Annotated in this window: 10 protein-coding genes and 1 pseudogene; 10 read left to right on the top strand and 1 reads right to left on the bottom strand. The window is 66.1% G+C overall.

Annotated features, from left to right (window positions below; translation table 11 throughout):
* Positions 1–183 precede the first annotated feature (183 nt).
* The 7 genes from U4Z31_RS36380 (at position 184) to U4Z31_RS36350 (ending at position 8,427) form a co-directional block, all read left to right on the top strand.
* Positions 184–1,479: a copper oxidase gene (locus U4Z31_RS36380; RefSeq protein ID WP_321812940.1), complete on the top strand. Its 1,296-nt coding sequence runs from the start codon at positions 184–186 to the stop codon at positions 1,477–1,479.
* A gap of 74 nt (positions 1,480–1,553) precedes the next feature.
* Entirely contained in the window at positions 1,554–1,901 is a 348-nt protein-coding gene (locus U4Z31_RS36375; protein ID WP_321812939.1) for a copper-binding protein, read from the top strand.
* 14 nt (positions 1,902–1,915) lie between these two features.
* Complete coding sequence (copC, locus tag U4Z31_RS36370) at positions 1,916–2,296, top strand: copper homeostasis periplasmic binding protein CopC (protein WP_321812938.1); 381 nt, start codon at positions 1,916–1,918, stop codon at positions 2,294–2,296.
* Positions 2,293–3,234 carry a copper resistance D family protein gene (locus tag U4Z31_RS36365; protein ID WP_321812937.1) on the top strand — a complete coding sequence of 314 codons (942 nt, stop codon included), beginning with the start codon at positions 2,293–2,295 and terminating at the stop codon, positions 3,232–3,234. The genes copC and U4Z31_RS36365 overlap by 4 nt, the downstream gene beginning before the upstream one ends.
* Positions 3,235–3,447: 213 nt before the next feature.
* On the top strand, positions 3,448–5,259 hold the full coding sequence (locus tag U4Z31_RS36360) for an ExeM/NucH family extracellular endonuclease (RefSeq protein ID WP_321812936.1): 1,812 nt from the start codon (positions 3,448–3,450) through the stop codon (positions 5,257–5,259).
* Between the two features lie 837 nt (positions 5,260–6,096).
* Positions 6,097–7,947 carry a S10 family serine carboxypeptidase-like protein gene (locus U4Z31_RS36355; protein WP_321812935.1) on the top strand — a complete coding sequence of 617 codons (1,851 nt, stop codon included), beginning with the start codon at positions 6,097–6,099 and terminating at the stop codon, positions 7,945–7,947.
* 51 nt (positions 7,948–7,998) lie between these two features.
* The gene (locus tag U4Z31_RS36350; protein ID WP_321812934.1) at positions 7,999–8,427 is read left to right on the top strand and encodes a 2-oxoglutarate dehydrogenase; all 429 of its coding nucleotides are present in this window, start codon (positions 7,999–8,001) and stop codon (positions 8,425–8,427) included.
* 188 nt (positions 8,428–8,615) lie between these two features.
* Here the strand turns inward: U4Z31_RS36350 and U4Z31_RS36345 are convergent, their stop codons facing one another.
* Positions 8,616–9,620: a helix-turn-helix domain-containing protein gene (locus tag U4Z31_RS36345; RefSeq protein ID WP_321812933.1), complete on the bottom strand. Its 1,005-nt coding sequence runs from the start codon at positions 9,618–9,620 to the stop codon at positions 8,616–8,618.
* Positions 9,621–9,874: 254 nt separating this feature from the next.
* Between U4Z31_RS36345 and U4Z31_RS36340 the strand changes: the two genes are divergently transcribed.
* From U4Z31_RS36340 to glyA, 3 genes and pseudogenes are all read left to right on the top strand, one after another.
* Positions 9,875–11,122 carry a D-arabinono-1,4-lactone oxidase gene (locus U4Z31_RS36340; RefSeq protein ID WP_321812932.1) on the top strand — a complete coding sequence of 416 codons (1,248 nt, stop codon included), beginning with the start codon at positions 9,875–9,877 and terminating at the stop codon, positions 11,120–11,122.
* Between the two features lie 33 nt (positions 11,123–11,155).
* Complete coding sequence (locus tag U4Z31_RS36335; RefSeq protein ID WP_321812931.1) at positions 11,156–11,935, top strand: SDR family NAD(P)-dependent oxidoreductase; 780 nt, start codon at positions 11,156–11,158, stop codon at positions 11,933–11,935.
* A 320-nt stretch (positions 11,936–12,255) separates the two neighbouring features.
* Positions 12,256–12,501 (top strand): annotated as a pseudogene (glyA, locus tag U4Z31_RS36330) (serine hydroxymethyltransferase); the annotation flags it as partial.

Below are 12,501 nucleotides of genomic sequence, written 5' to 3'. Positions count from 1 at the left end.
CAACACAGCCAACACAGCCAACACAGCCAACACAGCCAACACAGCCAACACAGCCAACACAGCCAACACAGCCAACGCCGCGCGCGGACGCTCCCGCCGCATCCACGCCCGACGCTGCGTCGCGGCCGGCTTCTTCACCCGTGGCGCAACCGGCGCCCGCAACGCATCCGGAAGGTCATTGACATGGTGTCCCGTCGACAATTTCTCAGCGGCTCGGGCGCCGCGCTGCTCGGTGCGGCGATGGTCAGCAAGGCCGGCGCGGCGTCGCTGCCCGAAGCGCCCACGATGGCGAAGGCCGGCACGCAGCCACCGCTCGTGCCGCCCAACGGCCGCCCGTACACGCCCGTCGCGACGCTGAACGGCTGGACGCTGCCGTGGCGCATGAAGAACGGCTGGAAGGAGTTCCACCTGACGGCCGAACCCGTCGTGCGCGAGATGGCGCCCGGGATGAACGCGAACCTGTGGGGCTACAACGGCCAGTCGCCGGGCCCGACGATCGAGGCCGTCGAAGGCGACAAGGTCCGCATCTTCGTGACGAACCGCTTGCCCGAGCACACGACGATCCACTGGCACGGGCTGCGGCTGCCCAACGGCATGGACGGCGTCGGCGGCCTTACGCAGCCGCATATCCCGCCCGGCAAGACCTTCGTCTACGAGTTCCAGCTGGAGGCGCACGGCACGTTCATGTATCACCCGCACGCCGACGAGATGGTGCAGATGGCGATGGGGATGATGGGCATGTTCATCGTGCATCCGAAGGATCGCGCGACGATGCCGGTCGATCGCGACTTCGTCTTTCTGCTCGCCGCGTACGACATCGATCCGGGCAGCTACACGCCGCGCGTGAACGAGATGACGGACTTCAACATGTGGACGTTCAACTCGCGCGTGTTCCCGGGCATCGACCCGCTGCCGGTGCGGGCGGGCGACCGCGTGCGGATTCGTTTCGGGAACCTGACGATGACGAACCATCCGATCCACCTGCACGGCTACAGCTTCGAGGTGGCCGGCACCGACGGCGGCTGGATTCCGCCGGCGGCGCGCTGGCCGGAGGTGACGGCCGACGTCGCGGTCGGCCAGATGCGCGCGATCGAGTTCACCGCCGATCGTCCGGGCGACTGGGCGTTCCATTGCCACAAGTCGCACCACACGATGAATGCGATGGGCCACCAGGTGCCGAACCTGATCGGCGTGCCGCAGAAGAATCTCGCGCAGAAGATCGGCAAGCTCGTGCCCGACTACATGGCGATGGGCAGCACCGGCGGCGCGATGGGCGGCATGGAGATGCCGCTGCCCGACAACACGCTGCCGATGATGACGGGCACCGGCCCGTTCGGGCCGCTGGAGATGGGCGGCATGTTCACGGTCTGCAAGGTGCGGCAGGGGCTCGGCCGCAACGACTATCGCGATCCGGGCTGGTTCCGGCATCCGAAGGGCACCGTCGCGTACGAATACACCGGCGAATTGCCGGACGGTTGAGCGGCAGGCAGCATGCGGCGGCGCGTGACGATGCGGCCGCCGGTTTTCGTTTCACTCACTCAGGAGCACGCACGATGAAGAAGGAACTGGTTTCGATTGCAACGGGTTGCATGCTGGCGTTTTCCGCCGCGTCGTACGCGGCCGGCGACATGACCGGCATGGACATGAGCGGCGGCGCGATGCAGGGCGCCGACGCGAAGCGCGGGATGTCGCACGGCGAGATCCGCAAGGTCGACGCAGCGGCGGGCAAGCTGACGATCAAGCACGGTCCGCTGGAGAACCTCGGGATGGATGCGATGACGATGGTGTTCAAAGTGAAGGACACGGCGATGCTGTCGCAGGTGAAGGTGGGCGACAAGGTCGACTTCGTCGCCGAGGACGTGAGCGGCGCGCTGACCGTCGTCGAGCTGAAGAAGCCGTGATGACGGGCCCGACCATGAAGATCACCACTCTGGGGCGGCTGGCCGCCCTCGCCGCGGCCGGCGCGATCGCCGCCGCCGTGCCGGCCGCGGCGTTCGCGCACGGCAAGCTGGAAAGCGCCGCGCCGGCGACGGGCAGCACGGTCGATACCGCGCCCGACACGTTGCGGCTGACGTTCAACGAAGATCTCGAACCGGCGTTCAGCTCGGTGAAGGTGTCGGAAGCGAGCGGCAACGCCGTCGCGCACGAAAAGGCGAAAGTCGATGCGTCGAACCCGCGCGTGATGACCGTCGCGATCCCGAAGCTCGCGCCCGGCGCGTACACGGTGCAGTGGGTGGCGATGACCGCCGACGCGCATCGCACCAAGGGTACCTATACGTTCAGGGTGAAGGGGTGAACGAGGGCTTCGTCGGCCTCCTGAGGCTCGTGTCGGTGGCGATCCAGAACACCGGGTTCGCCGTCATCGTCGGCGCGCTGCTCGGCAGCCACTGGCTCGCGCGCGGCGAGTCGGCGTGGCAGCACGGCATCGCGCGGCGTCTCGTCGCGACGCTGCGCATCGCGTCCGCCGTGTCGCTGCTCGCGAGCACCACCGCGTTCTGGGCGCACTGCGCGCTGATGAGCGACGTGTCGATGCTGGACGCCGGGCCGGCCGTCCGCTCGATGCTCGCCGGCACCGGCTTCGGCCACGCGTGGCTGGCCAGTGCGGTGTTCACGGCGGTCGTCGTGCTGCTGTCATTGCTTCGGCATGCGAACGACACGCGCTTTCCGTTCGCGATGTGGGCCGCGCTCGCGGGCGTCGCACTCGCGCGCAGCAACGGCGGGCATCCGGTCGATGCGGGGCTGTTCAGCGTGCCGGTGTGGGTCGACTGGCTGCATCTGCTGGCGATCAGCGCGTGGGTCGGGCTCGTGTTCGTGACTGCGTTCGGCGTGATGCCGCGTCTTGCCGGCATGCCGACGAGCGAACGCGCGACCGGCGCTTCGTTCGTGCAGTCGCTGTCCGATGCGTCGACGTATGCGTTGATCGTGCTGTTCGCGACCGGCGCCTACAACGGCTGGCGCGGTGTCGATACGCCCGCGAACCTGCTTGCGTCGACGTACGGACAGATCCTGCTGTTCAAGCTCGCGCTCGTGCTGATCGCGGCGGCGCTCGGCGGGCACAACCGGTTCTTCGAGATGCCGAAGCTGCTGGCGGCGCTGAAGGACCCGGACGCTGCGACGCCGGCCGGCCTGTTGCGCCGGTTCGGCGCGGTGCTGCGGATCGAGGCGGTCGTGCTGGCCGGCGTGCTGATGGTGGCTGCCGTGCTCGTGTCGAGCGCGTTGCCGGGGACGGTTTAGCTCCACGGTTGGCGGGGCGAAGCCGGCATCGGGAAATCGTCGCAACAGGGGGCGGGATTCGTCAGGCGATTTCCCGCTTTTCGACCGCGGGCGCGCGGTCGATCGCCATCGCGCAGCGGTGTCGAAGATTACGTTCATCTGTCTTTCGGTTACTAACAACTGTCATCGAGCGCCGCTAAGCTTTCGCTATCCTCACAACCGGGATTCCCCGCCATGCGCTCGACAATCCGCCTGTTTGCCCCGCTATTGCTGCTTCCCACGCTTGCCGCACCGGTCTTCGCCGCCACTGCCGCCCCCGTCAGCCCGAACTGCGGCGGCAGCGCGACGCCGATCGCCGACATCCAGGGGCCGGGCGCGCCGTCGCCGCTCGCCGGGCAGAACGTGTCGATCGAAGCGGTCGTCACCGCCGATTTCGGCGGCACGGACGGCTTCGGCGGCTTCTTTGTCCAGCAGGCCGACGCGCAGCGCCGCAACCAGCCGGGCGTGTCCGAAGGGCTGTTCGTCTATGCGCCGAAAGCGCGCGCGAAGGCCGGCGATCTCGTGCACGTGAGCGGCAAGGTCGAGGAAAAATACGGGCAGACGCAGCTGACGCTGTCGGGCGCGATCGCGGTGTGCGCGAACGGCCAGACGGTCACGCCCGCGACGCTCACGCTGCCGGTCGACAACCCGAACGCGTTCGCCGCGTACGAAGGGATGCGCGTGCGCCTGCCGCAGACGCTCACCGTCACCGACAACTACGAGCTCGGCCGCTACGGCAGCGTGATGCTGAGCAACGGCCGCCTGCACACGCCGACGAGCGTGGTGCCGCCGTCGCAGGCACAGACGCAGATCGATGCGAACGCACGCAACCGGCTGATCCTCGACGACGGCTCGAACAAGCAGAACCCGGCGACCGTGCCGTATCCGGCGCCCGAACTGTCGGCCGCCAACACGCTGCGCTCGGGCTACACCGTGCGCGACGTCGAAGGCGTGCTCGAGGTGCGTTACGGCGCATGGCGCGTGCAGCCGCTGTCCGGCGCGGCCGCGCCGGCGTTCGACGCGCGTGCGAACCCGCGCACCAACGCGCCGGCGCGCGATCCGAAATCGAACCTGCGCGTCGCGTCGTTCAACGTCCTCAACTACTTCAACGGCAACGGTCTCGGCGGCGGCTTCGACGATCCGAACAACCGCGGCGCGAAGAGCTACCCGGAATTCCAGCGCCAGGAAGCGAAGATCGTCAGCGCGCTGAAGGCGCTCGACGCCGACGTGATCGGCCTGATGGAAATCCAGAACAACGGCTACGGCGAACTGAGCGCGGTGCGCCAGCTCGCGGCGAAGCTCGGCAGCCACTGGCGCGTGGTCGACCCGGGCACGTCGCGCCTCGGCGGCGACGCGATCACGGTCGCGATGATCTACGACATCCGCGCGGTCGAACCCGTCGGCCGCGCGTCGACGCTCGCGATCGACGACAAGAACCGCCAGCCGCTCGCGCAGTCGTTCCGCCGGATCGGCGGCAAGCAGGCGCTGACGATCGCGGTCAACCACCTGAAGTCGAAGAACTGCCCGGACGCGGCGAACGACGATCTCGACCAGGGCGACGGTCAGGGCTGCTGGAACCCGACGCGCACGCGCGCGGCCGCGAAGCTGGCCGACTGGCTCGCCGGCACGCCGACGGGCGTCGCGGGGCAGGGCACGCTGCTGATCGGCGACTTCAACAGCTACACGTACGAAGACCCGATCCGCCTGCTCGAATCGCGCGGCTACCGCAACCTCGTGTCGCGCTGGATCGGCACGAACGCGTACAGCTACGTGTACAACGGCGAAGCCGGCTACCTCGATCACGCGCTCGCGTCGCTGCCGCTCGCATCGCACGTGAAGGCCGTGCACGAATGGCACATCAACGCGGACGAGCCGCTTGCGCTGCAGTACACGCTCGCGTACAAGTCGGCCGAGCAGCAGAAGACCTTCTACGCGCCGGATGCGTATCGCTCGTCGGACCACGATCCGGTGCTGATCGATATCGCGCTGCCGGGCGGCGGGCGCTGATCTCCTCCACGTCGAATCTCTGAAGTACGGCGTGCGGCGCTGCCGCACGTCGTCGCGTGAGTCGGCGGCGGCGCGCAAATCATGCGCTGTCGCTCGCTCGCCGGCCTCTCTCTCCTCCACGCATCACGTGCCCGATTCGCGATCGCCGCAATCCGATCCGGAACGCGTGGCGCGAATGATCGCTTCTTCGTTGCGAATACCCGCGTATTACGCATCAATGCCGTTCAGTGCATCCGATGGTTTAATTCCGATATCGGGTAAATAATTCCTCAGTGCATCGTGCAAATGGTCGGAATCGGTATTTTGTGGATGATATCGGGCTTTATTCAATGATTCGCTCTAATCGAATTCGGATAATTAAAATGAAAGAAAAGTCCTGTCGATTTGAAGGGCTTTTGCGCTCGATTCCAATACTCGCCAAGCGCTGCCAGATCTGCGCAAAACGGACGGCATTTCAGGAAAAATGATTCACGCAACGTGTCCAGTTCGAACAATCGCTTTTCTTTCAAATACCAGACACTGACCGCCGTTCGCATCATAAGAGATTTTTTAATATCGGAATGATCTTTGACAACGCGGCGCAGCACCGCCTATTTTTGTCATGTCGTAAATATTGGTAATACGATAAGTCGTCGAAACTGCCAGGGGGCGGCGTTCCCGCATCATTCTCCGCCAGCAGTTTGCTGTGTCTGTATCAAGTTCAGTCTCTCGAAGAAGTCCATTCCCCAACCGCCGTCCGCCGACCGTGCAACGCGAGTGGCGGGTATGCCTGCGCGTTTTTCGCCGGCGATGGCGGCCTGTGTGAAGCGGTATCCGACCCAACACAAGGATCGAGGCATGAAACCAGACAGGAGCATTACCGGCAGCCGCCGCGCACGTCGCGGCCGGCTGGCCGGGCTAGGCGCATTGACCGTCGTGACCATGGTGCTTGCGGGCTGCGGCGGCGACGATTCGTCGTCGGTCGGCGCATCGAGCCTCGCGCAGGCCACCGCCAGCCAGCAGGCCGGCGCGCAACAGGCGGCCGGCAGCCAGACGCCGGCGGCGAACCAGCCTTACGTCGACCCCGTCGCCTATTCGATGAACGCGACCGACGGCCTCGCGGCCGCGCAGGTCTCGGAGAAGGCGGCGGTGATGCATTACCAGTGGCAATCCGGCGGCACGACGGTCAGCTACACGACGACCACCGGCCACCTGACCGCGCAGGACGCGAACGGCAACGCGGAAGCGTCGATGTCGTACGTCGCGTACACGGTGCCGAGCACGAACGGCAAGCCGCGCCCCGTCACGTTCGTCTACAACGGCGGCCCGGGCTCGTCGTCGATCTGGCTGCGGCTCGGCTCGTTCGCGCCGACGCGCGTCGCCACACCCGATCCGCTGTTCGGCAGCAACTGGCCGAACTATCCGCTCGTCGACAACGCGGAAAGCCTGATCGACACGACCGACCTCGTGTTCATCGACCCGCCGGGAACCGGGCTGTCGGAAGCCGTGCTGCCGAACACCAACCAGAAGTACTGGGGTTCGGATGCGGACGTCAACATCATGCGCGACTTCATCCAGCGCTACCTGAACGTCAACAATCGCGGCACGTCGCCGATCTACCTGTACGGCGAATCGTACGGCACGCCGCGTACCGACATGCTCGCGCTGGCGCTCGAATCGGCCGGCGTGCACCTGACGGGGATCGTGCTGCAGTCGGCGATCCTGAACTACTTCGCCGATGCGGTGGAAGCGGTCGCGATCACGCAGTCGACCGAAGGGCTGCTGCTCGAGACCGATACCGTGGCCGGCTACCTGCCCGGCTATGCGGCGGTCGCGGCGTACTTCAACCAGGTGTCGCCGGCGCCGGTCAATCCCTATCTGTATGCGCTGCAGACCGAGTTGTTCACGACGCTGATCTACAACCAATTGCAGCAGTACTCGCAGTCGTGGGTGCTGAGCCAGCTCGGCATTCCGGACGCGCTCGGCACGCCGGTGTTCCCGAGCGATGCGACGCTGACGCTGTGGTCGTTGCCGTCGAGCCTCACGCAGCACGCGCTGCGCGACTACTTCAACGCGAATCCGTTCGGCACGAACCTGGTGCCCGGCACGACGATCGGCCGCTACGACGGACGCGTGTCGTTGCCGAACGCCGACCCACGGCTGCAAACGGACGGCGATCCGTCGGACATCCTGATCTCGCAGCCGTTCACCAACGCGCTCGCGACGCAGATGCCCGACTACCTCGGCTACACCGCGCCGAACGCGACCTACCTGCCGCTGAACGACAACATCATCCAGGTGTGGGACTTCTCGCATGACGGCCAGCCGATGCCCGACACGATCCCCGATCTGCTGGGCGCGCTGCAGCTCAATCCGAAGCTCCGGGTACTCGCGGAGAACGGCCTCCACGATCTGGCGACACCGTTCTTCAACACCGAGAAGCAACTCGCGCGGCTGCAGACGGTGAAGGGGCTGAACCCGAAGCTGCAGGTGAACTTCTTCCCGGGCGGGCACATGACGTATCTGGACGACGTGGCCCGTCCGCAGATGAAGCGCGACCTGAAGCTCTTCTATCAGGGCCGGCGGATTCCGACCGCGCTGACGCTGCACACGCTGCCGCCGCCGTGGCCGGACGAGAACCCGGCCGGCACGCCGACCGGCGCCGCGCCGGGCGCGACCACCGCGACGACGCTGGCAGCGGCACCGTAAACCGTAAACGACGGACTCCTTGCGAAAAGGAACCCTCTATTCATCCATTGAATGCGAGTGATCATGTCCCTATTCAACTTGATGCGGCGTATGTCCCCGTTGATCGTCCTCGGTGCCGTAATGAGCAGCGCCCACGCGTTGCCGCCGCAGGCGGTGGCGCCGGTGAAGCTGCCGCGCGGCGGGCACGGCGTCGACGGCCCGTTCTTTCCTTCGACCCGCGTGGCACCGGTATTGCCGTCGACCGGCGCGACGCTGCAGCAGCAGGCGCAGAAGCGCGTCGATGCCCGGCTCGGCGGCAACACGGTACTGAGCAACGGCGCGGCGGTGACGAAAGCGCAGGCGCAGAGCGGCGGGCTCGGGTTCGTCGCGAAGCACTTCGACGAGATCGATGCGAAACACACCGGTCGCGTGACGATGAGCGACGTGCGGCAGTTCATCCAGCAGCGGCAGGTGCAGGCGCAGCAGGAACAGCAGGAGTGACGGTGTAGCCAGGTCGCGCGCGGGAGGGCGGCCGGTGTCGGCCGGTGCCGATGGGGGCCGGCCGCTCGACCGCGGCGGCGGCCTGCCTTCAACCTGCCGCGGCGCACGTTCGGCCGCGGCTTTCTTCATCGAAGTTCGGTTCATGCGCGGGCAATGCGAAGCCGCGTCATGCTTTACACGATCGACGCTCAGCCTTCCCGGTGCGCGTAGCGCCTCGCCGTCGCCGACGGCAACTCGCCGAACATCGCGCGGTAGTCCTGCGCAAAACTGCTCAGGTGCCAGAAGCCCCACTTCGTCGCGGCCGACGTCACGGACCCGCCGAGCCGCAGCTCGCGGCGAACGTGATTCAGCCGGACCGCGCGCAGGTACGCGATCGGATTCAGGTTGAGCGTGTCGTTGAACGCGTACTGCGCGGTACGCCGGCTGATGCCGAGCTGCACGCACAGTTCGGCGATCGACAGCGGGCACGTCGACGCATCCTGCAGCCGCGCCTGCACCGCGTTGACGAGCGACCAGTACTTCGTCGGCCGCGTCGCGAGGGCGTTCGCATCCGGCGCGGGCATCGTCATCGCTTCCGAAATCGCATACAGCACGGTCCGTTCGAGCAGTTCGATCCGCGCCGGCGTCGTCACGTCCTCGATCGGCGTGCTCTTCGCGGCCGCGGCCATCGTGTGGCGCAGCAGGTCGCGCAGGCGGTCCGCGACCTGGGGCGTCATCGGGATCAGCGGCGCGAAGGTGCGCGCGCGCAGCGACGCGGCGAGCGTGCGCATCGCCTCCGTCGACAGCTTGTCGGGCTCGATCTCGACGTTCACGAGCACGTGCCGGTCGGGCGAATAGAACTCGAACACCGGCTGGCTGGAAAACACATGAAGGCTGTCGCGTCCGCTCTTCTCGCCGCACATGCGCGCATGGCCTTCGAGTTCCAGCGGCACGGCCACCGCGATGCGGTCCGACGGCACCGCGCCCTGCTGCAGGATCACCTTGTCGAGGTCTTCGACCAGGAGCCGGATGCCGCCGAGCGACACGATGGACGACGAACCATGAAACCGGCCGCCCGAGATCTGCGTGTAGTTGAGATGCCAGCCGTCGAAGATCCGCGCCTGTTCCTCCACGTCGGTGAACGCGCAGAACGCCACCGCGCGTGCGAACGGCGGGGCGCCGGAAAAATCGCTCGGATCGGCGGACGGCGTCATCGGAGTCGGGAAGGGGCGGGCCGGATCGACGCATTGTAGCCGCTGCGCGCGCCGGTCAAAAACCCCGGCGGCCCGATTCCCGGAGAAAACCCTCGCTTGCCGAAATCCGATAGTGAAAAGCCGGCCGGCGCAATACCTTTGGTACGAACGGAACACAACGTATTGCGCCGGCGCGGAGCATCCCGCTTCGTTGCCGGACGAACCGAACACGGCTGCCGGCGCGGGTCCGGCGGCACTTTTCTGGAGAGACGTCGATGGAGCTTCCACGTGGCGGGTTCTGGCGGAACTGGGTCGGCAATCAGTCGTGCGTCGCCGCGCACATGGCGTCGCCGACCAGCGAGGCGGAAATCGCCGAACTGGTGCAGGCCGCGACGCGCCAGGGCAAGAACGTCCGATGCTCGGGATCGGGACATTCGTTCACGCCGGTCGTCGCGACGAGCGGCCTGCTGCTGTCGCTGAAGGACTACCAGGGCATCGTCGCGGTCGACGAGCGACGCAAGCGCGTCACGGTGAAGGCCGGCACGCGGATCAATGCGGTGACGCGTCATCTGAAGGACATCGGCTTCTCGCTCGTCAACCAGGGCGACATCGATTCGCAGGCGATTGCCGGTGCGCTCGCAACCGGCACGCATGGCACGGGGACGACGCTAGGCAACCTGTCGTCGCAGGTGGTCGGGATGCGGATCGTTCGCCCCGACGGCTCGATCATGGAAGTGAGCGACCAGCAGGACCTCGATCTGCTGCACGCGACCCAGGTGAACCTCGGCCTGTTCGGCGTGGTGTCGGAGCTGACGCTGCAGGTGACCGACGCGTTCTGGCTGCACGATCGCGTGTGGCGCGAGGACTTCGAGGCGCTGATGGAACAGTACGACGACCTCGCGGCGAAGCATCGCCATTTCGGGTTCTTCTGGTGCCCGACGTCCGAAAGCCGTCACCTGTACTGCCTGCCCGATACCGCGAAGGTGTCGAATTCGAAGAAGGACTACGACGTGTGCGAGATCAAGGTGATGGACATCACCGACGAGCGCACGTTCTACGAAGGCGAGCACGAGAAGATCGCGTACAGCTCGGAGGTCTACGCGATTCATTACGTCGCGAACTTCCACGAGCTCGAATACGCGGTGCCAGCCGAACACGGCAAGGAGGCGCTGCGCCGCGTGCGCGAGCTGATCCTCACGAAGCATCGCGACTGCATCTTCCCGGTCGAGTACCGCTTCACGAAGGGCGATCCGGCGTGGATCAGCCCGTTCAATCATCAGGACAGCGTGACGATTTCGTGCTCGGGCGGTCCGAACGGCATCGACTACTGGCCGTTCCTGAAGGACGTCGACGACATCCTGCGCGACTACGGCTCGCGTCCGCACTGGGGCAAGCTGCACTTCACGAACCGCGACGACGTGGACCGCTGGTTCCCGAAGGCCGAGGCGTTCCGCGAACTGCGCCGCAGCGTGGACCCTGAAGGTCATTTCCTCAACGATCATCTTCGGACGCTGTTCAGCTGAGCGGTCCGAACGAACCAGACTGGAGAACGACTCATGAATGTCAAGATCGACGGGCGCCTGGCGGGCAAAGTCGCGATCGTGAGCGGCGGCGCGGGCGGATGCGGTGCCGCCGCGTCGGAACTGTTCGCCGCGCAAGGGGCGAAGGTGGCGATCATCGACCGCGACGGCGACGCGGCCGACACGCTCGCGGCGCGGCTGCGCGATGCCGGCTTGCAGGCGATCGGCCTCGGCGCCGACGTGTCGAAGCAGTCCGACGTGCGGAACGCGGTCGACGCGGCCCGCAAGCAGTTCGGCAACGCGGACATCCTGTTCAATCACGCGGGCACGCTGATCGTCAAACCGTTCCTCGACATCGAGGAGTCGGAGTGGGACTGGCTGATGGGCGTGAACGTGAAGAGCATGTTCCTGATGACGCAGGCGGTGCTGCCGCAGATGCTGGAAAAAGGGCGCGGCAGCATCGTCTGCACGTCGTCGATCTCGGCTGTTTGCGCGACGCCGGGCGAAGTGCTGTATGACGCGACCAAGGGCGCATGCCACATGTTCGCGCGCGCGATCGCCGTCGAATACCGCGATCGCGGCATCCGCTGCAATGCGCTCGCGCCCGGGTTCATCCGCACGCCGCACGGGATGCGCGAACTGAGGGATCTGCTGGCGATGGGCGTGGACGCGACCGAAGCGGCTATCGCAGTGCAGCAAGGCCGGCTGTGCGAGCCGTCGGAAGTGGCGGCTGCCGCATTGTTCCTGGCGTCGGACGAATCGAGCTTCGTCAACGGCACCCATCTGTTCGTCGACAACTGTTTCTCCGCCGTTTAGGCCCCGATATTCGCAGGAAGCCGACGGGCAGGCGCGAGCTCCCCAGGGACGGCAGGTTCTGTCGAAGGTTCCGCAGCGATGCGGACCTTCGATTTTTTTTGCCGGTTCGCCGCGCGATGTGTCCTAGCGGATTGTCGTAATCCTTCTATCTGAACGAATCTGCGTCTGCTGGAATGGCAATGCCGAATCACCGTTCAGCCGGCGTCGCGGGGCGGCATGGTTGTCGACGTCATCGAGCGCCGGTCCGGCGCTCGACTTCGCGGGTCCGGGCAAGTCCGGCCTACCAGGGTCAATCCATCACTCTCTTTTGATCAATCATCATGTTCAATCGCACTACCAGCACCGTCGCCAACGTCGATCCGGAACTCTGGACTGCCATTCAGGACGAGAACCGCCGCCAGGAAGATCACATCGAGCTGATCGCGTCGGAAAACTACACGAGCCCGGCCGTGATGGCCGCACAGGGTTCGCAGCTCACGAACAAGTACGCGGAAGGTTATCCGGGCAAGCGCTACTACGGCGGCTGTGAGTACGTCGACGTGGTCGAGCAGCTGGCGATCGACCGC

Origin of the sequence: Burkholderia sp. BCC1985 (assembly GCF_905339915.1) — a bacterium.
In the GTDB taxonomy this organism is placed as follows: domain Bacteria; phylum Pseudomonadota; class Gammaproteobacteria; order Burkholderiales; family Burkholderiaceae; genus Burkholderia.
Note: the sequence above shows the minus strand (reverse complement) of the source record. Positions and strands in the feature narration are given on the sequence as shown.